Below are 24,561 nucleotides of genomic sequence, written 5' to 3' on the forward strand. Positions count from 1 at the left end.
CCTTGAACCTCGCAGCCTATTACCCCGTCTTGTTGTTCCTCCTCGTGGGCACTGGTTTAGGTATAGCGCTGGTCAGCATCGGCAAGCTCCTTGGTCCCAACAAGCCGGACGTCGAGAAGAACGCACCGTACGAGTGCGGCTTCGAAGCCTTTGAAGACGCCCGGATGAAATTCGACGTCCGGTACTACCTCGTCGCCATCCTGTTCATCATCTTCGATCTCGAAACCGCATTCCTGTTCCCGTGGGGCGTCGCGCTCCGGGACATCGGCTGGCCGGGTTTCATCGCAATGATGATTTTTCTGCTCGAATTCCTGCTGGGCTTTGCCTATATCTGGAAGAAAGGCGGGCTCGACTGGGAGTGATGGGTTAATCGCCGGTTTGCATGGGCGGCCGCGCTCGGTCGCTCGTCTGGAGTGGAAAGCAAATGAGTATCGAAGGGGTCTTGAAGGAAGGGTTTGTCACCACGACGGCTGACAAGCTGATCAACTGGACGCGTACCGGCTCGCTGTGGCCGATGACGTTCGGGCTCGCGTGTTGCGCCGTCGAGATGATGCATGCGGGCGCGGCCCGTTACGATCTGGACCGGTTCGGCGTCGTGTTCCGCCCGAGCCCGCGTCAGTCGGACGTGATGATCGTCGCCGGCACGCTGTGCAACAAGATGGCACCCGCGCTGCGCCGCGTGTACGACCAGATGGCCGAGCCGCGCTGGGTGATCTCGATGGGGTCGTGCGCGAACGGCGGTGGTTATTACCACTACTCGTACTCGGTGGTCCGCGGCTGCGACCGGATCGTGCCGGTCGACGTCTACGTGCCGGGCTGCCCGCCCACGGCCGAGGCGCTGGTCTACGGCGTGATCCAGTTGCAGGCGAAGATCCGCCGCACCAATACCATCGCCCGTCAATAAAGCCCCGAGCGTCCCCTCAATATGGCAAGCAAAATCGAGACCCTGAAGGCGAACCTCGAAGCCGCGCTCGGCGCGCGCGTGGTGAGCCTCACCGAAGCGATCGGTGAACTGACGCTCGTCGTGAAGGCGAGCGATTACCTCGAAGTCGCAAAGACGCTGCGCGACGATCCGAAGCTCCGTTTCGAGCAACTGATCGACCTCTGCGGCGTCGACTACCAGACCTTCGGCGACGGCGCCTACGACGGCCCGCGCTTCGCGGCCGTGTCGCACCTGCTGTCGGTCACGAACAACTGGCGCCTGCGCCTGCGCGTGTTCGCGCCGGACGACGATCTGCCGATCGTGGCGTCGCTGGTCGACATCTGGGCTTCCGCGAACTGGTATGAGCGCGAAGCGTTCGACCTGTACGGCATCGTGTTCGAAGGCCACCCCGACCTGCGCCGCATCCTCACCGACTACGGCTTCATCGGTCACCCGTTCCGCAAGGACTTCCCGGTGTCGGGCTACGTCGAAATGCGTTACGACCCGGAAGAGAAGCGGGTCGTGTACCAGCCGGTGACGATCGAGCCGCGCGAAATCACGCCGCGCGTGATCCGCGAGGATCGCTATGGCGGTCTGAAACATTAAGGGGGCGTCATGGCAGAAATCAAGAACTACACGCTCAACTTCGGCCCGCAGCACCCGGCAGCGCACGGCGTGCTGCGCCTCGTGCTCGAGCTCGACGGCGAAGTCATCCAGCGTGCCGATCCGCACATCGGCCTGCTGCATCGCGCGACGGAAAAGCTCGCCGAATCCAAGACCTTCATCCAGTCCGTGCCGTACATGGACCGTCTCGACTACGTGTCGATGATGGTCAACGAGCACGGCTACGTGCTCGCGATCGAAAAGCTGCTCGGCATCGACGTGCCGGAGCGCGCGCAGTACATCCGCGTGCTGTTCGACGAAATCACGCGCGTGCTGAACCACCTGATGTGGATCGGCGCGCACGCGCTCGACGTCGGCGCGATGGCCGTGTTCCTGTACGCATTCCGTGAACGCGAAGACCTGATGGACGTGTACGAAGCGGTGTCCGGCGCCCGGATGCACGCGGCCTACTATCGTCCGGGCGGCGTCTACCGCGATCTGCCTGACGCAATGCCGCAATACAAGGCGTCGAAGATTCGCAACGAGAAGGCGCTCGCGAAGATGAACGAGGCGCGCAGCGGCTCGGTGCTCGACTTCATCGACGATTTCTTCACGCGCTTCCCGAAGTGCGTCGACGAATACGAAACGCTGCTGACCGACAACCGGATCTGGAAACAGCGTCTGGTCGGAATCGGCGTGGTGAGCCCGGAACGTGCGCTGCAGATGGGCCTGACGGGCCCGATGCTGCGCGGCTCGGGCATCGCGTGGGACCTGCGCAAGAAGCAGCCCTACGAAGTGTACGATCGCATGGATTTCGACGTGCCGGTCGGCGTGAACGGCGATTGCTACGACCGCTATCTGGTGCGCGTCGAAGAAATGCGCCAGTCGGTCCGCATCGCGAAACAGTGTATTGATTGGCTCCGCAAGAATCCGGGGCCGGTGATGACGGACAATCACAAGGTTGCCCCGCCGTCGCGCGTCGGCATGAAGACCAACATGGAAGACTTGATTCACCACTTCAAGCTCTTCACCGAAGGTTTCCATGTGCCGGAAGGCGAAGCGTACGCGGCGGTCGAGCATCCGAAGGGTGAATTCGGCATCTACCTCGTGTCGGACGGCGCCAACAAGCCGTATCGCCTCAAGATTCGCGCGCCGGGTTTCGCGCACCTGGCGTCGCTCGACGAAATGGCGCGCGGTCACATGATCGCCGACGCCGTCACGATCATCGGTACGCAGGACATCGTGTTCGGCGAAATCGATCGCTAATGGTTGCGCCGCCCGCGAGCGCGGGCGGCGAGCAGTTAGTCACACGCGAAGCACCATGCGGTATGCGCCGAACCGGCGCGGCTTCGCAAGCTGTCAACAGAGTGAGCGCCAGGTCTGCCGTCCATGCACCCCAGTGTGCGGCAGGTTGTTCGTTCGGTAGGAATTGAAAGAGTCGTGTCTGAAAATGATCTCAGCTGAAGGCCTGAAGGAAATCGATCGAGCGTTGACGAAGTATCCCGCCGATCAGAAACAGTCCGCCGTGATGTCGGCGTTGGCCGTGGCTCAGGAAGAGCATGGCTGGCTGTCGCCCGAACTGATGCAGTTCGTCGCGGACTATCTCGGCATGCCGGCCGTCGCCGTGCAGGAAGTCGCGACGTTCTACACGATGTACGAGCTCAAACCGGTCGGCAAGCACAAGATCACGCTCTGCACGAACCTGCCGTGCCAGCTCGGCCCGCACGGCGGCGCGGAAGCGACTGCCGACTACCTGAAACAGAAGCTGGGCATCGGCTTCGGCGAGACCACGCCCGACGGCAAGTTCACGCTGAAGGAAGGCGAATGCATGGGCTCGTGCGGCGATGCGCCGGTGCTGCTGGTGAACAATCACAGAATGTGCAGCTTCATGAGCCGCGAGAAGATCGACCAGCTGCTTGAGGAGCTCTCGAAATGACGTCCCTCCACGACCGTCACATCAAACCGCTGATCCTCGCTGGTCTGAACGGCGAGAACTGGCACCTCGAAGATTACGTTGCGCGCGGCGGCTACAAGCAACTGCGCCGCATTCTCGAAGAAAAGATTCCGCCCGAGCAGGTGATCGCCGACGTGAAGGCGTCGGGCCTGCGCGGCCGCGGCGGTGCGGGCTTCCCGACCGGCCTGAAGTGGAGCTTCATGCCGCGCCAGTTCCCGGGGCAGAAGTACCTCGTCTGCAACTCGGACGAAGGCGAGCCGGGCACGTTCAAGGATCGCGACATCCTGCGCTGGAACCCGCACGCGCTGATCGAAGGCATGGCCATCGGCGCGTATGCGATGGGCATCACCGTCGGCTACAACTACATCCACGGCGAAATCTTCGAAGTGTATCGACGCTTCGAAGCCGCGCTCGATGAAGCGCGCGCGGCCGGGTTCCTCGGCGACAACATCATGGGCTCGGAATTCTCGTTCCAGCTGCACGCGCACCACGGCTACGGCGCGTACATCTGCGGCGAGGAAACGGCGCTGCTCGAGTCGCTCGAAGGCAAGAAGGGCCAGCCGCGCTTCAAGCCGCCGTTCCCGGCGAGCTTCGGCGTGTACGGCAAGCCGACCACGATCAACAACACCGAGACGTTCGCCGCGGTGCCGTTCCTGCTGTCCATCGGGCCGCAGAATTACCTCGAGATCGGCAAGCCGAACAACGGCGGCACGAAGATTTTCTCGGTGTCGGGCGACGTCGAGCGTCCGGGCAACTACGAAGTACCGCTCGGCACGCCGTTCGCGACGCTGATGGAGCTCGCCGGCGGGATGCGCGGCGGCAAGAAGATCAAGGCCGTGATTCCGGGCGGTTCGTCGGCGCCGGTGATCCCGGGCGACATCATGATGCAGACCGATCTCGACTACGACTCGATCGCGAAGGCGGGCTCGATGCTCGGTTCCGGCGCGGTGATCGTGATGGACGAGACGCGCTGCATGGTGCGCTCGCTGCTGCGCCTGTCGTACTTCTACTACGAGGAATCGTGCGGCCAGTGCACGCCGTGCCGCGAAGGCACCGGCTGGCTGTATCGCGTCGTGAACCGTATCGAGCACGGCGAAGGCCGCCAGGAAGATCTGGACCTGCTGAACTCGGTGGCCGAGAACATCATGGGCCGCACGATCTGTGCGCTCGGCGATGCGGCGGCGATGCCGGTACGCGGGATGCTCAAGCACTACTGGGACGAATTCGCGTACCACGTCGAGCACAAGCACTGCATGGTCGGCGGCCACGCGCACGCGGCGGCAGCCTGAGCGAACCCGGTTGCGGAATTTGAGCGCACGGTCGGGCGAACGCGCGAACGGGCGGAAATAGGTTAAGGACCATTCACCATCATGGTTGAACTTGAAATAGACGGCAAGAAGGTCGAGGTGCCCGAAGGCAGCATGGTGATCCAGGCTGCGCACAAGGCGGATACGTACATTCCTCACTTCTGCTATCACAAGAAACTGTCGGTCGCGGCCAATTGCCGGATGTGTCTCGTCGAAGTCGAGAAGATGCCGAAGGCCGTGCCTGCCTGCGCGACCCCCGTGTCGGCCGGCATGATCGTGCGCACGCAATCCGACAAGGCCGTGAAGGCGCAGCAGTCGGTGATGGAATTCCTCCTCATCAATCACCCGCTCGACTGCCCGATCTGCGATCAGGGCGGCGAATGTCAGCTGCAGGATCTGGCGGTCGGCTACGGCAAGTCGTCGTCGCGCTACTCGGAAGAAAAGCGCGTGGTGTTCCACAAGAACGTGGGCCCGCTGATCTCGATGGAAGAGATGTCGCGCTGCATCCACTGCACGCGCTGCGTCCGCTTCGGCCAGGAAATCGCCGGCGTGATGGAGTTCGGCATGTTGGGCCGCGGCGAGCACTCGGAAATCACGACGTTCGTCGGCAAGACGGTCGACTCCGAAATGTCGGGCAACATGATCGACCTGTGCCCGGTCGGCGCGCTGACCAGCAAGCCGTTCCGCTACAGCGCCCGTACGTGGGAGCTGTCGCGCCGCAAGTCGGTGAGCCCGCACGATTCCGTCGGCGCGAACCTCGTCGTGCAGGTGAAGAACAACCGCGTGATGCGCGTGCTGCCGTTCGAGAACGAAGCGATCAACGAATGCTGGATCTCGGACAAGGACCGCTTCTCGTATGAAGCCCTCAACAGCGAAGAGCGCCTGACGAAGCCGATGCTGAAGCAGGGTGGCCAGTGGATCGAAACCGACTGGCAGACCGCGCTCGAATACGTCGCGAAGGGCCTGAAGGGCATCGCCGCGGATCACGGCGCGAACGCGCTGGCGATGCTCGCGAGCGCGCACAGCACCGCGGAAGAGTTGTTCCTCGTGAAGCAGCTCGCCAACGAACTGAACACGCCGAACGTCGACTTCCGTCTGCGCCAGCAGGATTTCTCGGCGCCGGTCCAGGGCGCGCCGTGGCTCGGCATGCCGATCGCCGATCTGTCGAACGTGGACGCCGCGTTCGTCGTCGGTTCGTTCCTGCGCCGCGACCACCCGCTGTTCGCATCGCGCCTGCGTCAGGCGGCGAAGAACGGCGCGAAGCTGCACTTCCTGCACGCGACCGCTGACGATTCGCTGATCCCGACCGCGCAACGCATCGTCGCCGCGCCGTCCGCATGGCTCGACGAGCTGGCCGGCATCGCCGCGGCCGTCGCGCAGCTGCGCGGCGTCGCGCTGCCCGACGCGCTCGCAGGCGTCACCGCGTCGCCGGCGGCCCAGGCTGTCGCGCAGTCGCTCGCGAACGGCGAACGCCGCGCGGTGCTGCTCGGCAACGCCGCGGTCCGTCATCCGCAATTCGCGAAGCTGCACGCCGTCGCGCAGTGGATCGCCGACAACACCGGCGCCACGTTCGGCTTCCTGACGGAAGCGGCGAACACGGTCGGCGCGCACGTCGTCGGCGCGCTGCCGGGCGAAGGCGGCCTGAATGCACGCGAAGCATTCGCGCAGCCGCGCAAGGGCTACGTGCTGCTGAACGTCGAACCGGAATTCGACACCGCCGATCCGGCACAGGCATTGGCCGCGCTGAACCAGGCGGAGATGGTCGTCGTGATGTCGCCGTTCAAGCACGGCCTCGACTACGCCGACGTGCTGCTGCCCGTCGCACCGTTCACGGAAACGGCCGGTACGTTCGTCAACGCGGAAGGCACCGTGCAGAGCTTCAACGGCGTCGTGCGCCCGCTCGGCGACACGCGCCCCGCCTGGAAGGTGCTGCGCGTGCTCGGTAGCCTGCTCGGCCTGCCGAACTTCGAATACGAGACCGCGGAAGAAGTGCGTGTCGCCGCGCTCGGCGACGCCGGCGTCGCGGGCCGCCTGTCGAACCAGACGTCGGTCGCGCCGGCCCGCGCCGCGGCGAATGCCGCGAACGGCGGTTTCGAGCGCCTGGCCGACGTGCCGATCTATCATGCCGACGCGCTTGTGCGCCGCGCAGGTGCGCTGCATCTGACGGCCGCCGCGAAGGCGGCGCATGCCGCAGCCCTGCCGGCCGCGCTGTTCGACAAGCTGGGCTTGAAGGAAGGCGACGCCGTGCGCGTGCGCCAGGGCGAGCGTGCGGTGCAGTTGCCGGCCGTGCGCGACGCGAATCTTGCGGAGACGGTCGTTCGCGTGTCGGCGGCGACGCCTGCCGGCGCAGCGCTCGGCAGCCTGTCCGGTGAACTGGTGGTGGAGAAGGCGTAAATGAGCTTGTTCGATACGATCAACGCGGGCGGGGCCGAGCTTCTCGGCTTCGCGTGGCCGACGGTGTGGGCAGTCGTGCGCATCCTCGTCGTCTCCGTCGTCATCCTGCTGTGCGTCGCGTACCTGATTCTGTGGGAGCGCAAGCTGATCGGCTGGATGCACGTGCGTCTCGGCCCGAACCGCGTCGGCCCCGGCGGCCTGCTGCAGCCGATCGCCGACGTGCTGAAGCTGCTGCTGAAGGAAGTCATTCAGCCGAGCGCCGCCAGCCGCTGGCTGTACCTGATCGCGCCGGTGATGACCGTCGTGCCGGCGTTCGCCGTGTGGGCGGTGATCCCGTTCCAGGCGGAAGCCGTGCTCGCGAACGTGAACGCGGGCCTGCTGTACGCGATGGCGATCTCGTCGATCGGCGTGTACGCGGTGATTCTGGCCGGCTGGGCGTCGAACTCGAAGTACGCGTTCCTCGGCGCGATGCGCGCCGCGGCACAGATGGTGTCGTACGAAATCTCGATGGGCTTCGCGCTGGTGCTCGTGCTGATGACGGCCGGCAGCCTGAACCTGTCGGAAATCGTCGGTTCGCAGCAGCACGGCTTTTTCGCCGGCCATGGCGTGAACTTCCTGTCGTGGAACTGGCTGCCGCTGCTGCCGGCGTTCGTCGTCTACTTCATCTCGGGCATCGCCGAAACGAACCGTCACCCGTTCGACGTGGTGGAAGGGGAGTCGGAGATCGTCGCGGGTCACATGATCGATTACTCGGGCATGGCGTTCGCGCTGTTCTTCCTCGCCGAGTACATCAACATGATCGTGATCTCGGCACTGGCCGCGACGCTGTTCCTCGGCGGCTGGGACGCCCCGTTCGAATTCCTGTCGTTCATCCCGGGCATCTTCTGGCTGGTGCTGAAGGTCTTCGCGCTGCTGTCGGTGTTCATCTGGGTCCGCGCGACGTTCCCGCGCTTCCGTTACGACCAGATCATGCGTCTGGGCTGGAAGGTGTTCCTGCCCGTCACGGTGATCTGGGTGGTCGTGGTCGGCTTCTGGATGATGTCGCCGCTGAACATCTGGGTGAAGTAAAGATCGGACGAAATCATGACGGCAATCCAACACTTCTTTAAGACTTTCTTCCTGACCGAGCTGCTGAAGGGGCTCGCGCTGACCGGTCGCTACACGTTCAAGCGCAAGTTCACCGTGCAGTTCCCGGAAGAGAAGACCCCGATTTCGCCGCGTTTCCGCGGGCTGCACGCGCTGCGCCGCTATGAAAACGGTGAAGAGCGCTGCATCGCGTGCAAGCTGTGCGAGGCCGTGTGCCCCGCGCTGGCGATCACGATCGAATCGGAAACGCGCGCGGACAACACGCGCCGCACGACGCGCTACGACATCGACCTGACGAAGTGCATCTTCTGCGGTTTCTGCGAAGAGAGCTGCCCGGTCGATTCGATCGTCGAGACGCAGATTCTCGAGTACCACGGCGAAAAGCGCGGCGACCTGTATTTCACGAAGGAAATGCTGCTCGCGGTGGGCGACCGCTACGAGAAGGACATCGCCGCGGCGAAGGCTGCCGACGCGCCGTATCGTTGATTGTGTTTGCAGTGCCGGCCCGGCATGAACGATGAACGGGCCGAGCCGCCGCGACGGGTGCGGGCGTCCCGCAAGCCGCGCCTGACTATGGCCTAACGATGAACCGGTAATCATGGAATTCACGACCGTACTGTTCTACATCTTCGCGCTGCTCCTGGTGGTATCAGGGCTGAAGGTGATCACTTCGCGCAACCCGGTGGCGTCTGCGCTTTTCCTTGTGCTGGCGTTCTTCAACGCCGCCGCGATCTGGATGCTGCTGGAGGCCGAATTCCTCGCGATCCTGCTGGTTCTGGTCTACGTGGGCGCGGTGATGGTGCTGTTCCTGTTCGTCGTGATGATGCTGGACATCAACATCGACTACCTGCGCCGCGACTTCAAGCGCTTCGTCCCGATGGCAACCGTGGTCGGCGCGATCATCGTGATCGAAACCGCGCTGATCCTGTGGCGCGGCTACGGCGACACGCACACCGTGCATGCGATGGCGACGGGCGAGATGGCCAACTGGTCGAATACGCGCCTGATCGGCAAGGTGATCTACACCGACTACATCTTCGCGTTCGAAATCGCCGGCCTCGTGCTGCTGGTCGCGATCATTGCCGCGATCGGGCTGACCGAGCGCAAGGGCAAGGACAGCAAGCGCCAGCGCGTGTCGGATCAGGTCAAGGTGCGCCGCAACGACCGCGTGCGCCTCGTGAAGATGGAAGCGGACAAGCCGCAGCCGGAAACGGCGCAAAGCGAAGCCGGCTCGGGCACCAACGGCTAAGCGGAGGAAAAGAAAACCATGCTGACTCTTGCTCACTACCTTGTGCTCGGCGCGATCCTCTTTGCGATCGCGATCGTCGGGATCTTCCTGAACCGCCGCAACGTCATCATCATCCTGATGTCGATCGAACTGATGCTGCTGGCGGTGAACACCAACTTCGTCGCGTTCTCGCATTACCTCGGCGACGTGCACGGCCAGATCTTCGTGTTCTTCGTGCTGACCGTCGCCGCAGCGGAAGCCGCGATCGGTCTCGCGATTCTGGTGACCCTGTTCCGTAAGCTCGACACGATCAATGTCGAGGATCTCGATCAGCTCAAAGGTTAATTTCAGGCAACGCTGTTATGTCAACGACACTCAATGAAAACCTGCTGCTGGCGATTCCGCTCGCTCCGCTGGCCGGCTCGCTGATTGCGGGGCTGTTCGGGAACGCAGTCGGGCGCAAGGGCGCACATCGGATCACGATCCTCGGCGTATTGATCGCGTTCCTCCTGTCGGCGAAAGTCTTCCTCGACGTGATGGGCGGCGCGAGCTTCAACGCGACCGTCTACGAATGGATGAACGTCGGCTCGCTGAAGCTCGAGGTCGGCTTCCTCGTCGATTCGCTGACCGCGATGATGATGGTCGTCGTGACCTTCGTCTCGCTGATGGTGCACGTGTACACGATCGGCTACATGGCGGAAGAGGACGGCTACCAGCGCTTCTTCTCGTACATCTCGCTGTTCACGTTCTCGATGCTGATGCTCGTGATGAGCAACAACTTCCTGCAGCTGTTCTTCGGCTGGGAAGCGGTGGGTCTGGTGTCGTACCTGCTGATCGGCTTCTACTTCACGCGCGAAAGCGCGATCTACGCGAACATGAAGGCGTTCCTCGTGAACCGCGTGGGCGACTTCGGCTTCCTGCTCGGCATCGGCCTGCTGCTCGCGTTCGCCGGCTCGATGAACTACGGCGAAGTGTTCGCGAAGCGCGCGGAGCTCGCGAGCCTGCACTTCCCGGGCACCGACTGGGGCCTGCTGACCGTCGCCTGTATCTGCCTGTTCATCGGCGCGATGGGTAAATCGGCCCAGTTCCCGCTGCACGTGTGGCTGCCGGACTCGATGGAAGGGCCGACCCCGATCTCGGCGCTGATTCACGCGGCGACGATGGTGACGGCCGGCATCTTCATGGTGTCGCGCATGTCGCCGCTGTTCGAGCTGTCGGATACCGCGCTGTCGTTCATCACGGTGATCGGCGCGATCACGGCGCTCTTCATGGGCTTCCTCGGCATCGTCCAGAACGACATCAAGCGCGTGGTCGCGTACTCGACGCTGTCGCAGCTCGGCTACATGACCGTCGCGCTCGGGGTGTCCGCTTACCCGGTCGCCGTGTTCCACCTGATGACGCACGCGTTCTTCAAGGCGCTGCTGTTCCTCGGCGCCGGCTCGGTCATCATGGGCATGCACCACGACCAGGACATGCGCAACATGGGCGGCCTGCGCAAGTACATGCCGATCACATGGATCACGTCGCTCGTCGGCTCGCTCGCGCTGATCGGCACGCCGTTCTTCTCGGGCTTCTACTCGAAGGACTCGATCATCGACGCGGTGAAGCTGTCGCACCTGCCGGGCTCGGGCTTCGCTTACTTCGCGGTCGTGGCGAGCGTGTTCGTCACCGCGCTGTACTCGTTCCGCATGTACTTCCTGGTGTTCCACGGCGAAGAGCGCTTCCGCAAGCCGAAGCATCCGGAGTCGCCCATGGGCATGGCTGCCGCGCACGGCCACGACGATCACGGCCATGGCCACGGTCATGACGACCACGCGCACGAGCCGCACGAGACCCCGTGGGTCGTGTGGGTGCCGCTGGTCCTGCTGGCGATCCCGTCGGTGATCATCGGCGCGATCGCGATCAGCCCGATGCTGTTCGGCGATTTCTTCCAGCACGGCGTCGCATTCGACAAGGTGATCTTCATCGGCGAAAACCATCCGGCGCTGGCCGAGATGGCCGAGGAGTTCCACGGCTGGGTGGGCATGGGCCTGCACTCGGTGTCGGGCCTGCCGGTGTGGCTCGCGCTTGCCGGTGTCGTCGTCGCGTGGTTCCTGTACCTGAAGCGTCCGGAGCTGCCGGCGTCGATCCGCCGCGCGTTCGGCCCGATCTACACGCTGCTGGACAACAAGTACTACATGGACAAGATCAACGAAGTGGTGTTCGCCCGCGGTTCGGTGGCGATCGGCCGCGGCCTGTGGAAGGAGGGCGACGTCGTGGTGATCGACGGCCTCGTCAACGGCAGCGCCCGGTTCATCGGCTGGTTCGCCGGCGTGATCCGCTTCCTCCAATCCGGTTACATCTATCACTACGCGTTCGCCATGATCATCGGCATGCTGGGGCTCCTGACCCTGTTTGTAACGCTCGGCGGCAAATAAGGCGGGGAGACAACACTAATGCACGCTTTTCCGATTCTCAGTACCGCGATCTGGCTGCCGATCGTTTTCGGCCTCCTCGTGCTGGCGGTGGGTAACGACAAAAATCCGGGGACGGCTCGCTGGGTCGCGCTGATCGGCGCGCTGCTCGGTCTCGCGGTCACGATCCCGCTGATCACGGGCTTCGACTCCAGCACCGCTGCGCTGCAGTTCGTCGAGAAGTCGACGTGGATCCAGCGCTTCGACATCGCGTATCACCTCGGCGTCGACGGCATCTCGATGTGGTTCGTCGTGCTGACCGCGCTGATCACGGTGATCGTCGTGATCGCCGCATGGGAAGTGATCACCGAGAACGTCGCGCAGTACCTCGCCGCGTTCCTGATCCTGTCCGGGATCATGATCGGCGTATTCTCGGCGGCCGACGGCCTGCTGTTCTACGTGTTCTTCGAGGCGACCCTGATCCCGATGTACATCATCATCGGCGTGTGGGGCGGCCCGAACCGCGTGTATGCGGCGTTCAAGTTCTTCCTGTACACGCTGGCCGGCTCGCTGCTGATGCTGGTCGCGCTGATCTACCTGTACACGGAAACGCACTCGTTCGACCTCGCGACGTGGCAGAACGCGAAAATCGCGATGACGCCGCAGATCCTGCTGTTCATTGCGTTCTTCCTCGCGTTCGCGGTGAAGGTGCCGATGTGGCCGGTGCACACGTGGCTGCCGGACGCGCACGTGGAAGCGCCGACGGGCGGCTCGGTCGTGCTGGCGGCGATCATGCTCAAGCTCGGCGCATACGGTTTCCTGCGCTTCTCGCTGCCGATCACGCCTGACGCGAGCCACTTCCTGGCGCCCGTCGTGATCACGCTGTCGCTGATCGCGGTGATCTACATCGGTCTCGTCGCGATGGTGCAGGCCGACATGAAGAAGCTGGTCGCGTATTCGTCGATCGCGCACATGGGTTTCGTCACGCTCGGCTTCTTCATCTTCAACCAGCTCGGCGTCGAAGGCGCGATCGTCCAGATGATCTCGCACGGCTTCGTGTCGGGCGCGATGTTCCTCTGCATCGGCGTGCTGTACGACCGCGTGCACTCGCGCCAGATCGCCGACTACGGCGGCGTCGTGAACGTGATGCCGAAGTTCGCGGCGTTCGCGATGCTGTTCTCGATGGCCAACTGCGGCCTGCCGGGTACGTCCGGTTTCGTCGGCGAGTTCATGGTGATTCTCGCGGCCGTCCAGTACAACTTCTGGATCGCATTCGGCGCGGCGTTCACGCTGATCCTCGGCGCGGCCTACACGCTGTGGATGTACAAGCGCGTGTATTTCGGCGCGGTGGCGAACGATCACGTCGCAAAGCTGAAGGACATCGGCCGTCGCGAATTCCTGATGCTGGCCGTACTCGCCGCGTTCACGCTGCTGATGGGCCTGTATCCGAAGCCTTTCACCGACGTGATGCACGTTTCCGTCGAAAACCTCCTCTCCCACGTCGCGCAGTCGAAGCTGCCGCTGGCCCAGTAATCGCGAGCGGAGGAACTCAAGATCATGCAAAACGCCCCTATGAATGTCCTGTTGCCTGACGCGCTGGTGCTGGCCGCCATCGTCGTCGCATGGCTGAACGACACCTTTACCGGTGCGTCCGGCCGCCGCCTGACCTATCTGATCGCGGTCGTCTCGTCGATCGTCGCCGGCGTGTGGTTCGCGGTCCAGGCGCTCGACCCGCAGCAGTACTACTTCTTCTCGAAGATGGTCGTCGTCGACTCGTTCGCGAGCATGATGAAGGCTGTCGTGTCGTTCGGTTTCGCGGTCTCGCTCGTCTATTCGCGCAAGTACCTCGAAGACCGCGACATGTTCCGCGGCGACGTGTTCCTGCTCGGCATGTTCTCGCTGCTCGGCCAGCTGGTCATGGTGTCGGGCAACAACTTCCTGACGCTGTACCTCGGTCTCGAACTGATGTCGCTGTCGCTGTACGCGGTCATCGCGCTGCGCCGCGACGCCGCGCAGTCGAGCGAAGCCGCGATGAAGTACTACGTGCTGGGCGCGCTCGCATCGGGCTTCGTGCTGTACGGCATCTCGATGCTCTACGGCGCGACCGGCTCGCTCGAACTCGGCGAAGTGTACAAGGCGGTCGGCGGCAACACCGACGCGGCTGTGCTGATGTTCGGCGTGATCTTCATCGTCGCCGGTATCGCGTTCAAGCTCGGCGCCGTGCCGTTCCACATGTGGGTGCCGGACGTCTACCAGGGCGCGCCGACCGCGATGACGCTGTTCGTCGGCGGCGGCCCGAAGGTTGCCGCGTTCGCGTGGGGCCTGCGCTTCCTGGTGATGGGCCTGCTGCCGCTCGCGCAGAACTGGCAGACCGCGCTCGTGATCCTCGCCGCGCTGTCGCTGATCGTCGGCAACATCACCGGTATCGTCCAGCGCAACATCAAGCGGATGCTCGCGTACTCGGCGATCTCGAACATGGGCTTCGTGCTGCTCGGCCTGCTCGCCGGCATCGTGAAGGGCGACGCGGCGGCGCCGGCGAACGCCTACAGCTCGGCGATGTTCTACGCGATCGTCTACCTGATCACGACGCTCGGCTCGTTCGGCGTGGTGATGCTGCTCGCGCGCCGCGATTTCGAAGCCGAAACGATCGACGACTTCAAGGGCCTCAACAAGCGCAGCCCGGTGTTCGCGTTCGTGATGATGGTCATGATGTTCTCGCTGGCCGGCATTCCGCCGACCGTCGGCTTCTACGCGAAGCTCGCGGTGCTCGAGGCGACCGTCAACGCGGGCCTCACGTGGCTGGCCGTGCTGGCCGTGATCACGTCGCTGTTCGGCGCGTTCTACTACCTGCGCATCGTGAAGCTGATGTACTTCGATGCGCCGCAGGATTCGACGCCGATCTCGGGCGATTTCTGCAAGCGCACGATTCTCGTGCTGAACGGCCTGGCCGTCGTCGTGCTCGGCCTGATCCCGAGCCCGCTGCTGACCGCCTGCCTGCAGGCAATCCGCCACACGCTGCCGCTGTAATGTCGGCAGCCGGCTGGTTCATCGTGCTGTTGGCGCTCGTATGCGCCAACCTGCCGTTCCTGAACCAACGCCTCTTCGCCGTCGTGCCGTTCGGCGCGACGAAGAAGAGTGCGTGGGTGCGGATCGGCGAGCTGATCGTGCTGTACTTCATCGTCGGCGCGCTCGGCTTCTGGCTCGAGTCGCGCGCCGGCAACCGCTTCGAACAGGGCTGGCAGTTTTACGCGATCACGTTCAGTCTCTTCGTCGTGTTCGCGTTTCCCGGCTTCACGTTCCAGTATCTCGTCAAACGACGCTGACGGCTTCGGCCGTCCGTCGTGCTCATCCAGGAGCCGCCGATGGCCGAACTACCCAATCACGACGCCGCACTGACCGAAACCTGCCTCGAGAGCGAGGCGATCTTCGAAGGCGCGTTCCTCAAGCTCAAGCGCGATACCGTCCGTCTGCCGGACGGCAAGAAAGCCACGCGCGAATACGTGCAGCATCCGGGCGCGGTGATGGTGATCCCGCTGTTCGACGACGGCCGCGTGCTGATGGAGAGCCAGTTCCGCTATCCGATCGGCAAGGTGATGGCCGAATTCCCGGCCGGCAAGCTCGATCCGAACGAAGGCGCGCTCGCGTGCGCGGCGCGCGAGCTGCGTGAGGAAACGGGCTACACGGCGCGCGAATACGTGTTCCTGGCCCGCATTCACCCGATCATTTCCTATTCGACCGAATTCATCGACCTGTACCTCGCGCGCGGGCTGACGGCCGGCGAGCGCAAGCTCGACGAAGGCGAATTCCTCGAAACCTTCACCGCGACGCTGGACGACCTGCAGGAGTGGGTGCGCACGGGCCAGATCTCCGACGTGAAGACGATCATCGGCACCATGTGGCTCGACAAGGTGCTGTCCGGCACGTGGCCGCTCGGGCCGGTCGTCACGCCCTGAGCGCGGCGTCGGCGGCGGCCGGGGCGCCGCGTTACAATCTGGCGACGCAGTGCGTTCGCGCTGCGCAATCCGGATTTAGCACGATCGTTCACAAAACCGCTTTTTGCGCTACACTCGTCACACGCCCTGATTCAGCATGAAGGTCCTCGATTTACAGTGTCCGCACGGTCATCGGTTCGAAGGCTGGTTCGCTTCCGCCGATGAATTCGAAGCGCAGTTGTCCCGCAAGCTGGTCGAATGTCCGGTGTGCGGAACGACGGAGATCAACCGGATGCCGTCGGCGCCGCGCCTGAACCTGTCGGGCGCGACGCAGCCGCAGCCGGCCGATCCGCGTGCGCTGCAGGCGCAGGTGATGCGCGCGCTGCGCGAGGTGCTGGAGAAGACCGAGAACGTGGGCGAGCGCTTCGCCGAGGAAGCGCGGCGCATTCATTACAACGAGGCGCCGGCACGCAGCATTCGTGGCGTCACGACGCCGGAGGATGCGCAGTCCTTGGTCGAAGAAGGCATCGATGTGATGCCGCTGCCGATTCCTGCCGCGCTGAAAGAACCGCTGCAATGACGTACGCAGTGTGTCCTTGGCCGGGCCGGACGGTCGCGGCCAGCCTTGCATGAGATCGGAGCAGGCGCTAGAGCGCGAACTCGGGTCGACCGCCGTGGGGGTGGAGTAAGCGCTAAAGCGCTAACTCCACCCAACCACGCCATGGGACCCGAGTAAGCGCTGAAGCGCTAACTCGAATCGACCGCCGTGGGGGTGGAGTAAGCGCTGAAGCGCCAACTCCACCCAACCACGCCATGGGACCCGAGTAAGCGCTGAAGCGCTAACTCGAATCGACCGCCGTGGGGGTGGAGTAAGCGCTGAAGCGCCAACTCCACCCAACCACGCCATGGGACCCGAGTAAGCGCTGAAGCGCTAACTCGAATCGACCGCCGTGGGGGTGGAGTAAGCGCTGAAGCGCCAACTCCACCCAACCACGCCATGGGACCCGAGTAAGCGCTAAAGCGCTAACTCGGGTCGACAGGAGACACTGCGCATGGATCTGGATTATTCCCCCGCCGACGACGCGTTCCGCGCCGACGTCCGCGCCTGGCTCGAGGCCAACCTGCCTCACGCACTGCGCGCCAAGGTACTCGATCACAAACGACTCGACCGCGAGGATTTCGCGAGCTGGCACCGGATTCTCGGCCAGCGCGGCTGGTCCGCGCCCGCTTGGCCGGTCGAATATGGCGGCCCGGGCTGGAACGCGACGCAGCGGCACATCTGGGACGAGGAGTGCGCGCGCATCGGTGCGCCGACCGTGCTGCCTTTCGGGGTGTCGATGGTCGCGCCGGTTCTGATGAAATACGGCAGCGAAGCGCAGAAGCGCCGCTATCTGCCGCGTATTCTCGACGGCTCGGACTGGTGGTGCCAGGGTTATTCGGAGCCGGGTTCCGGGTCCGATCTCGCGTCGCTGCGCACGCGCGCCGAGCGCCACGGCGATCACTACGTCGTCAACGGCCAGAAGACCTGGACCACGCTCGGCCAGTACGCCGACATGATGTTCTGCCTCGTGCGCACCGATCCGGCCGCGAAGAAGCAGGAAGGCATCTCGTTCCTGCTGATCGACATGAAAACGCCCGGCATCACGGTGCGCCCGATCGTGATGCTCGACGAGGACCACGAGGTCAACGAGGTGTTCTTCGAGGACGTGAAGGTGCCGGTCGAGAACCTCGTCGGCGACGAGAACCGCGGCTGGACCTACGCGAAATACCTGCTCGGCCACGAGCGCACCGGCATCGCGCGCGTCGGCGCGTCGAAGCGGGAGCTCGCGTTCCTGAAGCGCATCGCGTCGAACCAGCGCAAGAACGGCAAGCCGTTGCTCGCCGATCCCGTGTTCGCCGCGAAGGTCGCGGCGCTCGAAGTCGAGTTGATGGCGCTGGAAGTGACGGTGCTGCGCGTCGTCAGCCGCGAGACGAGCGGCAAGGGGCCGGGCCCCGAAGCGTCGATGCTGAAGATCAAGGGCACCGAGGTGCAACAGGCGCTCACCGAGCTGATGGTCGAAGCGATCGGCCCGCTGGCCGCACCGTTCGACGTGCCGTTCCTCGCCGGCGAACGCGAGCACAGCATCGCCGGCGACGACGATGCGGCGCCGCTCGCCGCGTACTACTTCAATTACCGGAAGACGTCGATCTACGGCGGGTCGAACGAGATCCAGAAAAACATCATCGCGCAGATGATTCTGGGGCTGTGATCAGGGAACGGAGACAACCATGGATTTCAGCTTTACCGATGAGCAGCAGCAGTTCGCCGATGCGCTGCGCCGGTATCTCGGCGAGCAATACGGCTTCGAGGCACGCCAGGCGATCGTGCGCAGCGATACCGGTGTGTCGGACGCGCAGTGGAGCGCATTCACCGAACTCGGATTGACCGCGTTGCCGGTGCCGGACGCCCAGGGCGGCTTCGGCGGCGGGCCGGTCGACATGCTGGTCGTGATGCAGGAGCTCGGCCGCGCGCTCGTGATCGAGCCGTACTGGGCCACGGCGGTCGGCGTCGAGGCGTTGCGGATCGCCGGCTCCGGCGCGGGCGACGACGCCGCGCTGCTGGAGGCGATTGCACAGGGACAAAAGCGCGTGGCGGTCGCGTTCCATGAGCCGCAGGCGCGCTACGACCTGTACGAACTCGACACGCGCGCGCGCGAGCAGGACGGCACGTACCGGCTGACCGGTATCAAGTCGGTCGTTCAGCACGGCGCCCAGGCGCACGTCTGGATCGTGCCCGCGCGTGTCGACGGCGGCGGCATCGGCCTCTTCGTCGTCGAACGCGATGCGGCCAACGCGAAGGTGGTCGACTACCGGACCATCGACGGCCAGCGCGCCGCGACGCTCACGTTCGACGACACGCCGGCCCGACTGCTGACGGGCGGGGCGCGAGACGCGGCGGCGCTCGAGCAGATTGCCGATTACGCGACCTTTCTGCTATGCGCGGAAGCGGTTGGCGCGCTCGACGAGCTGAATCGCGCGACGGTCGAATACACGAAGACGCGCGAGCAGTTCGGGGTGCCGATCGCGCGCTTTCAGGCGCTACAGCACCGGATGGTCGACATGCTGATTCATGCCGAGCAGGCGCGTTCGCTGACCTATCTCGCGGCGGTGCGCTATGCGAACGGCGATGCCGACGCGCGGCGCAAGGCCGTGTCGGCCGCGAAGGCGCGGGTCGGATCGGCCGCGCGCTTCGTCGGCCAGCAGGCGATCCAGTTGCACGGCGGCATGGGCGTGACCAACGAGGTGGCCGCCGCGCACCTGTTCAAGCGGCTGTCGATCATCGAGACGACGCTCGGCGATACCGATCATCACCTCGCCCGCCTCGCGGCGCTGCCGGATTTCGCGCAGACCGACGTAGCATGACGGCGACGCGCGAGCGCGCCAGACAAGGAGACTTATCAGTGGGCATCAGTTACGAAGATCTGGTGGTGGGCAGTACCACCGAAGTGGGCCGCTACACGTTCGAGCCCGACGACATCAAGACGTTCGCGCAGCGCTACGATCCGCAGCCGTTCCATGTCGACGAGGAAGCAGGGAAGGCATCGCACTTCGGCGGGCTCGTCGCGAGCGGCTGGCATACGTGTTCGGTGTTCATGAGCCTGCTGGTCCAGAAGCTGGGGCCGGACTCGACCAGCATGGGCTCGCCGGGCATCGATTCGATCCGCTGGCTGAAGCCGGTACGCGCCGGCGACACGATCACGATGTACCAGAAGGTGCACGACAAGCGCGTGTCGGAGAGCAAGCCCGATCGCGGCATCGTGTCGACGGAATGGGTCGGCGTGAACGAAGCCGGCGAGACGGTGATCAGCGTGCACACCAAGGTGATTTTCGGGCTGCGCCATCCGGCAGGCGCGAACGCATGAACGACGTGACCTTGCCGCTGATCGCCTCCGCGCAGGCGCTGCAGGCGCGGGTTGGCGCGGAGCCGCTCGCGAGCGGCTGGATCGAGATCGACCAGCCGCGCGTCGACGGTTTCGCCGACGCGACCGGCGATCATCAATGGATTCACGTCGACCCCGAACGCGCGCGGCGCGAGTCGCCGTTCGGTGGGCCCATCGCGCACGGGTTCCTGACGCTGTCGCTGATTCCTGCATTGATGACCGACGCAATGCGCTTCGAGCAGAAGATGGGCGTGAACTACGGGCTCAACCGCGTACGGTTCTTGAAGCCGGTGCCGGTCGGGGCGCGCGTGCGCGCGCTGTTCGCGGTGAAGGAAATCGCCGACGCCGCACGCGGCGGTATTCAGGTGACGTGGTCGGTATCGATGCAGATCGAGCGTCCCGACGCGCCGCTGCCGGTATGCGCGGCGGAATTCATCACGCTGCATTACTTCTGAAGCCCGCAGCGGCACGCGGATGCCGCTGCGTCCACCCTGCGTGTCAGTGCTTCGCGTATTGCGTTGCGCCGAACAGCACCTCGCGTGCCTTGTCGTCCTGCAGCGCCTTGCGCATCGACGCGAGTACCTCGACGCCGCGCTGCACGGCCGGTCGCGCGGCGATCGCCTCGTGCCAGCGCTTCACGTTCGGCAACGCGTCGAGCTCGATGCCCTGGTTCCGCCACGAACGCGTCCACGGGAACGTCGCAATGTCCGCGATCGTGTACGTGTCGCCCGCGAGATACTCGGATTCGCCGAGCCGCTTTTCCATCACGTTGTACAGGCGCTTCGCTTCGTTCGTGTAGCGGTTGACCGCGTACTCGATCTTCTCCGGCGCATACAGCCGGAAGTGGTGCGCCTGCCCGAGCATCGGGCCGACACCGCCCATCTGGAACATCAGCCACTCGAGCGTCGCATAGCGCGCGGCCGGATCGGTCGGCAGGAACTTGCCGGTCTTCTCCGCGAGGTAGATCAGGATCGCGCCCGATTCGAACAGCGAGATCGGTTGGCCGCCGGGGCCATCCGGATCGACGATCGCGGGGATCTTGTTGTTCGGGCTGATCTTCAGGAACGCGGGCTCGAACTGGTCGCCCGCACCGATATCGACCGGATGGGCGCGATACGCGAGGCCCGTTTCCTCGAGCATGATGTGCACCTTGTGGCCGTTCGGGGTCGCCCAGCTATAGACGTCGATCATCGTCAACTCCTGTGTGGCATGCGCGAAAACGGCGCCGGCGGCGCCGCGACAGGCGGTCATTAGAGCATGGATCGACGCGGGCTGCTGGCGGCGGAAACGCCCGTGCCGGCGGGCATGCGCGGCCGGGCCCGCGAGCGTCGTCGGCGGTGCTCGCGGCGTCGACGTGCCGCACCGGATGGACGCGGTGGCGTGGCGTCGGTTCGAAGGCCGACGCGGTGGATCAGCGCTTGTAGCGCGGTTGGCGCTTCTCGAGAAAGGCGCTGATGCCTTCGAGCCCGTCCGCATGATGCAGCGACGCGACGAAATGATCGCGCTCGGTGCCGAGGTGCGCGTCCAGCGGTTGGGCGGTCGCGTCGTCGAGCAGCGACTTGATGCGCGTGAGCGCGTTCGGCGAGATGCCGGCGAGCGTGTCGGCCCACGCCAGTGCGTCGCTCAGCGCCGTGCCAGGCGCGGCGAGCCGATTGACGACGCCCAGCGCATGCAGGCGTTCCGCGGCGACCGGTTTGCCTTCGAACAGGATCTCGGCGGCGGTCGCACGCGGCAACGCGCGGGCGAGAAACCACGAGCCGCCGCCGTCGGGTGTCAGGCCGACGCGTGCATACGACATCACGAATTTCGCGTCGTGTGCGGCAACGATCAGGTCGCACGCGAGCGCGAGCGAGAAGCCGGCGCCGGCCGCGGCGCCTTCGACGGCCGCGATCACCGGCTTCGTCGACGCGCGGATCGCCGTGACCCATGCCGCGAGCTGATCGATGCTGTCGGCCTGGAAGGACGGATCCTTCGAGCGATTCTCGAGCAACCGGTTCAGGTTGCCGCCTGCGCAGAAGAAGCGATCGGCACCCGTCAGCACGACGGCGCGAATCGCCGGATCGCGCTCGGCGGTGGCGAGCGCTTCGATGCCGGCCGCATACATGTCGGGATGCAGTGCGTTGCGCGCACCGGGATTGGACAGCGTGAGGACGAGCGTCGATTCGCTCTCGGGCGGGCGCGAGGCCAGCAGTTCAGCACTCATGCGAGCGTGTCTCCATCGGGTGGCGCGGCGACGCCGAGTGTATCCCGCGAACAGCGAGGGCTGTCGCCGAAGCGGATGTAATGTTGTCGTGGCGGACGAAAAACTTGCTTTAGACTAGCACGAACGTGCTTTTCGGCGCGATGAATCTCGAGGCGGCCGGCGTCGATGCGGCCGTGCTCCAGCAACGAAGGAGACTCCGATGCTACAGCTGTGCGGTATTCCGTTGTCCAACTACTACAACAAGGTGAAGTTCGTCCTGCTCGAGCACGATATACCGTTCGAGGAGTCGGTGTGCGCTTTGCCGGTCAGCGATCCGGTGCAGCTCGCCGATTCGCCGCTCGGCAAGATTCCGTTCCTGAAGACCGAAGAGGGTGCGCTGTTCGAGTCCCAGGTGATCATCGAATACCTGGCGGCGCGCTATCCCGAGAAAGGCATTTTGCCCGCGAGCCCGTTCGCGGCGGCGAAGGTGCGCGAACTGGTCGAGACGCTCGAGCTGTATCTCGAATGGGTGGCGCGCGAGGTGTACACGGAAGCGTTTTTCGGCGGCAAGGTCAGCGACGGGATGAAGGCGCACGTCGAGAAGCGCCTGCCGCGCGCGATCGATGCGTTCAAGCAGATGACGCGGTTTTCGCCGTATGTGCTCGGCGAGTCGTTCGGCCTCGCGGACATTGCCGCGTGGGTTCATCTGCCGGTGATCGGGATGGCGACGAAGGCCATATTCGGCCGCGACTTCCTGCTCGATGCAGGCATCGACTGGAAGGCGCACGCCAAAACGGTGAGTGAACGCCCTGCCGCGCAGCGCGTGGCAGCCGAGCGCAAGGCGTATGTCGAAGCGGCGAACGTCGCGCGTTCGTAACCGCGTTTCCCGAAGGGCGGCGTGCGGCCGCCCCCGTGCGGGTCTTACAGGCGGGCGAGCCGCTCGAGCGCGGATGCGAGCGTGCTTTCCCGCTTCGCGAAGCAGAAGCGCACGACGCCCGATTCGTGCGGCTCGTGATAGAACGCCGACACCGGAATGGCGGCCACGCCGATCTCCGACGTGAGCCACGTCGAGAATTCCGCTTCGGGCAGGTCGCTGATCGCCGAGTAATCGACGCACTGGAAGTACGTGCCCGTGCACGGCAGCAGCTTGAAGCGCGTGCGCTCGAGGCCGGCCCGGAAGAAGTCGCGCTTTTGCTGATAGAAGCCGGCGAGCGACAGGTACGGCGTCGGGTCGCGCAGGTAGTCGGCGAGCCCGATCTGCATCGGCGTGTTCACCGTGAATACGTTGAACTGGTGGACCTTGCGGAATTCAGCGGTCAGCGCGGCAGGCGCCGCGACGTAACCGACCTTCCAGCCGGTCACGTGATAGGTCTTGCCGAAGCTCGACACGATGAAGCTGCGTGCGGCGAGTTCCGGATAGCGCGCGACGCTCTCGTGGCGCGCGCCGTCGTAGACCATGTGTTCGTAGACCTCGTCGGACAGGATCAGCACGTTGGTGCCGCGCACGATGTCCTCGAGCTTGCGCATGTCCGCCTCGCGCCACACGGTGCCCGTCGGGTTGTGCGGCGTGTTGATCAGGATCATCCGCGTTTTCGGCGTGATCGCGGCCGCGAGACGGTCGAACGGGATCGCGTAGTCGGGCGCCTCCAGCGTGACGAACACGGGCTTGCCGCCGGCGAGCTCGATCGACGGCAGGTAGCTGTCGTAGGTCGGCTCGACGACGATCACTTCGTCGCCCGGATGCACCGCGCACAGGATCGCCGTCAGCAGCGCCTGCGTCGCGCCGGCCGTCACGGTGATTTCGGCGGCCGAATCGTAGCGCCGGCCGTACACCCGCGCGATCTTGTCGGCGATCGCGTCGCGCAGCGGCGCGACGCCGGCCATCGGCGGGTACTGGTTGTGCCCGTTGCGCATCGCGGCGGCCACCGCATCGAGGATGCGCGGATCGCAATCGAAATCCGGGAAACCCTGGCCGAGGTTCACCGCCCCTTTTTCGGCGGCAAGCGCGCTCATCACCGTGAAGATCGTCGTGCCGACGTTCGGCAGGCGCGAGGGGAAAACGGGTGTCGTTGGCATATCTGAAGGAGCGTTCATCGATACGGTCGGAATCGGGTGAGGTGCGTCAGGCCGGCGTCGCCGTGACGGGCGGCGCGGCGTCGAGTGCGCAGGCTTGCGCAAATGGCGCGGGTTGCGCAATCCGGAAACCGAAGTCGCGGGCGGTGCGCTTCGCGAGCTTCAGCAGCGCGCGGTCTTTCGACACGAGCCAATCGGCGTGCGCGGCGCGCGCGAGTTCGAGAAACTTCTGGTCGTCGCGGTCCTTGCACTTCGGCAGCGGCGGCGCGCCGGCGTCGACGGGCGGCGGTTCGACGAGGCTCGCGAGCCGGGCGACGGTCGCGAGCGCGGCCGCCTTGTCGATCGCGCGCGACTGGAACTGCGGATAGTCGAGCACGTATTCGAGTTCGGTCAGGCAGCGGCCGTCGATCACGGCGGCCAGCGTGCCGTGCTCCAGCGCGGCGCGGATCGGGCGCGTGGCGGGGTCGTCGAATACGAGGATGTCGATCCAGACGTTCGAATCGAGCACGACGCGGCATGCGGCATGCGGGGCGAGAGAGCGGGTCATTCGTTACAATCGGTGGTTTT

Annotated in this window: 26 protein-coding genes; 22 read left to right on the forward strand and 4 right to left on the reverse strand. The window is 64.8% G+C overall.

The annotated features are described in order from the left end of the window. The first annotated feature begins 2 nt into the window (after positions 1-2). The 21 genes from WS64_RS16070 (at position 3) to WS64_RS16170 (ending at position 20,194) form a co-directional block, all read left to right on the forward strand. Complete coding sequence (locus tag WS64_RS16070; protein ID WP_006398798.1) at positions 3-362, forward strand: NADH-quinone oxidoreductase subunit A; 360 nt, start codon at positions 3-5, stop codon at positions 360-362. Between the two features lie 62 nt (positions 363-424). Continuing rightward, positions 425-904, forward strand: a complete 480-nt coding sequence (locus WS64_RS16075; RefSeq protein ID WP_006398799.1) for a NuoB/complex I 20 kDa subunit family protein — start codon at positions 425-427, stop codon at positions 902-904. Between the two features lie 21 nt (positions 905-925). Next, the gene (locus WS64_RS16080; RefSeq protein ID WP_059583606.1) at positions 926-1,528 is read left to right on the forward strand and encodes an NADH-quinone oxidoreductase subunit C; all 603 of its coding nucleotides are present in this window, start codon (positions 926-928) and stop codon (positions 1,526-1,528) included. 9 nt (positions 1,529-1,537) lie between these two features. After that, the gene (locus tag WS64_RS16085) at positions 1,538-2,791 is read left to right on the forward strand and encodes an NADH-quinone oxidoreductase subunit D (protein ID WP_059646605.1); all 1,254 of its coding nucleotides are present in this window, start codon (positions 1,538-1,540) and stop codon (positions 2,789-2,791) included. 184 nt (positions 2,792-2,975) lie between these two features. Further along, positions 2,976-3,461, forward strand: coding sequence for an NADH-quinone oxidoreductase subunit NuoE (gene nuoE, locus WS64_RS16090; protein ID WP_006478266.1), 486 nt, complete (start codon positions 2,976-2,978; stop codon positions 3,459-3,461). Beyond that, positions 3,458-4,768 (forward strand): NADH-quinone oxidoreductase subunit NuoF, encoded by a 1,311-nt coding sequence (gene nuoF, locus WS64_RS16095; RefSeq protein WP_006478267.1) that lies wholly within the window; start codon positions 3,458-3,460, stop codon positions 4,766-4,768. Before nuoE ends, nuoF begins: the two co-directional genes overlap by 4 nt. Before the next feature lie 81 nt (positions 4,769-4,849). Beyond that, complete coding sequence (gene nuoG / locus WS64_RS16100; protein ID WP_060966855.1) at positions 4,850-7,180, forward strand: NADH-quinone oxidoreductase subunit NuoG; 2,331 nt, start codon at positions 4,850-4,852, stop codon at positions 7,178-7,180. Then, a complete protein-coding gene (gene nuoH, locus WS64_RS16105) occupies positions 7,181-8,248 on the forward strand; it encodes an NADH-quinone oxidoreductase subunit NuoH (protein ID WP_034207963.1) in 1,068 nt (355 codons plus the stop codon). A 15-nt stretch (positions 8,249-8,263) separates the two neighbouring features. Next, positions 8,264-8,752, forward strand: a complete 489-nt coding sequence (gene nuoI / locus WS64_RS16110) for an NADH-quinone oxidoreductase subunit NuoI (RefSeq protein WP_006478270.1) — start codon at positions 8,264-8,266, stop codon at positions 8,750-8,752. A 112-nt stretch (positions 8,753-8,864) separates the two neighbouring features. Next, positions 8,865-9,515: an NADH-quinone oxidoreductase subunit J gene (locus WS64_RS16115; RefSeq protein WP_011545812.1), complete on the forward strand. Its 651-nt coding sequence runs from the start codon at positions 8,865-8,867 to the stop codon at positions 9,513-9,515. Between the two features lie 18 nt (positions 9,516-9,533). Continuing rightward, complete coding sequence (gene nuoK, locus WS64_RS16120; protein WP_006478272.1) at positions 9,534-9,839, forward strand: NADH-quinone oxidoreductase subunit NuoK; 306 nt, start codon at positions 9,534-9,536, stop codon at positions 9,837-9,839. Positions 9,840-9,856: 17 nt separating this feature from the next. Then, positions 9,857-11,911: an NADH-quinone oxidoreductase subunit L gene (nuoL, locus tag WS64_RS16125; protein ID WP_059583601.1), complete on the forward strand. Its 2,055-nt coding sequence runs from the start codon at positions 9,857-9,859 to the stop codon at positions 11,909-11,911. An 18-nt stretch (positions 11,912-11,929) separates the two neighbouring features. Continuing rightward, complete coding sequence (locus tag WS64_RS16130) at positions 11,930-13,420, forward strand: NADH-quinone oxidoreductase subunit M (protein WP_059646613.1); 1,491 nt, start codon at positions 11,930-11,932, stop codon at positions 13,418-13,420. Between the two features lie 39 nt (positions 13,421-13,459). Beyond that, a complete protein-coding gene (nuoN, locus tag WS64_RS16135) occupies positions 13,460-14,914 on the forward strand; it encodes an NADH-quinone oxidoreductase subunit NuoN (RefSeq protein WP_060966856.1) in 1,455 nt (484 codons plus the stop codon). Further along, positions 14,914-15,210: a DUF2818 family protein gene (locus tag WS64_RS16140; protein WP_059583597.1), complete on the forward strand. Its 297-nt coding sequence runs from the start codon at positions 14,914-14,916 to the stop codon at positions 15,208-15,210. Before nuoN ends, WS64_RS16140 begins: the two co-directional genes overlap by 1 nt. A gap of 39 nt (positions 15,211-15,249) precedes the next feature. Beyond that, entirely contained in the window at positions 15,250-15,840 is a 591-nt protein-coding gene (locus tag WS64_RS16145) for an NUDIX domain-containing protein (RefSeq protein WP_059583595.1), read from the forward strand. Positions 15,841-15,976: 136 nt separating this feature from the next. Further along, positions 15,977-16,399, forward strand: coding sequence for a DUF1178 family protein (locus WS64_RS16150; RefSeq protein ID WP_050016483.1), 423 nt, complete (start codon positions 15,977-15,979; stop codon positions 16,397-16,399). 472 nt (positions 16,400-16,871) lie between these two features. Next, positions 16,872-18,068 (forward strand): acyl-CoA dehydrogenase family protein, encoded by a 1,197-nt coding sequence (locus tag WS64_RS16155; RefSeq protein ID WP_059583591.1) that lies wholly within the window; start codon positions 16,872-16,874, stop codon positions 18,066-18,068. Positions 18,069-18,087: 19 nt separating this feature from the next. Continuing rightward, the gene (locus WS64_RS16160; RefSeq protein WP_059583590.1) at positions 18,088-19,221 is read left to right on the forward strand and encodes an acyl-CoA dehydrogenase family protein; all 1,134 of its coding nucleotides are present in this window, start codon (positions 18,088-18,090) and stop codon (positions 19,219-19,221) included. Positions 19,222-19,259: 38 nt separating this feature from the next. Next, complete coding sequence (locus WS64_RS16165; RefSeq protein WP_059583588.1) at positions 19,260-19,721, forward strand: MaoC family dehydratase; 462 nt, start codon at positions 19,260-19,262, stop codon at positions 19,719-19,721. Further along, positions 19,718-20,194, forward strand: coding sequence for a MaoC family dehydratase (locus WS64_RS16170; protein WP_060966857.1), 477 nt, complete (start codon positions 19,718-19,720; stop codon positions 20,192-20,194). Before WS64_RS16165 ends, WS64_RS16170 begins: the two co-directional genes overlap by 4 nt. A gap of 43 nt (positions 20,195-20,237) precedes the next feature. Here the strand turns inward: WS64_RS16170 and WS64_RS16175 are convergent, their stop codons facing one another. Both WS64_RS16175 and WS64_RS16180 read right to left on the reverse strand, forming a co-directional pair. Beyond that, the gene (locus WS64_RS16175) at positions 20,238-20,930 is read right to left on the reverse strand and encodes a glutathione binding-like protein (protein WP_059583763.1); all 693 of its coding nucleotides are present in this window, start codon (positions 20,928-20,930) and stop codon (positions 20,238-20,240) included. A gap of 220 nt (positions 20,931-21,150) precedes the next feature. Beyond that, a complete protein-coding gene (locus WS64_RS16180) occupies positions 21,151-21,942 on the reverse strand; it encodes an oxepin-CoA hydrolase, alternative type (RefSeq protein WP_059646626.1) in 792 nt (263 codons plus the stop codon). A gap of 199 nt (positions 21,943-22,141) precedes the next feature. Between WS64_RS16180 and WS64_RS16185 the strand changes: the two genes are divergently transcribed. Further along, positions 22,142-22,798: a glutathione S-transferase family protein gene (locus tag WS64_RS16185; RefSeq protein WP_059583581.1), complete on the forward strand. Its 657-nt coding sequence runs from the start codon at positions 22,142-22,144 to the stop codon at positions 22,796-22,798. A gap of 44 nt (positions 22,799-22,842) precedes the next feature. Here WS64_RS16185 and WS64_RS16190 read toward each other — a convergent pair whose 3' ends face one another. Continuing rightward, on the reverse strand, positions 22,843-24,015 hold the full coding sequence (locus WS64_RS16190; protein WP_060966858.1) for a pyridoxal phosphate-dependent aminotransferase: 1,173 nt from the start codon (positions 24,013-24,015) through the stop codon (positions 22,843-22,845). A 28-nt stretch (positions 24,016-24,043) separates the two neighbouring features. Continuing rightward, positions 24,044-24,541: a putative toxin-antitoxin system toxin component, PIN family gene (locus WS64_RS16195; protein ID WP_059646634.1), complete on the reverse strand. Its 498-nt coding sequence runs from the start codon at positions 24,539-24,541 to the stop codon at positions 24,044-24,046. Positions 24,542-24,561: the final 20 nt, after the last annotated feature.

Source organism: Burkholderia anthina (assembly GCF_001547525.1).
GTDB classification, from domain to species: Bacteria; Pseudomonadota; Gammaproteobacteria; order Burkholderiales; family Burkholderiaceae; genus Burkholderia; species Burkholderia semiarida.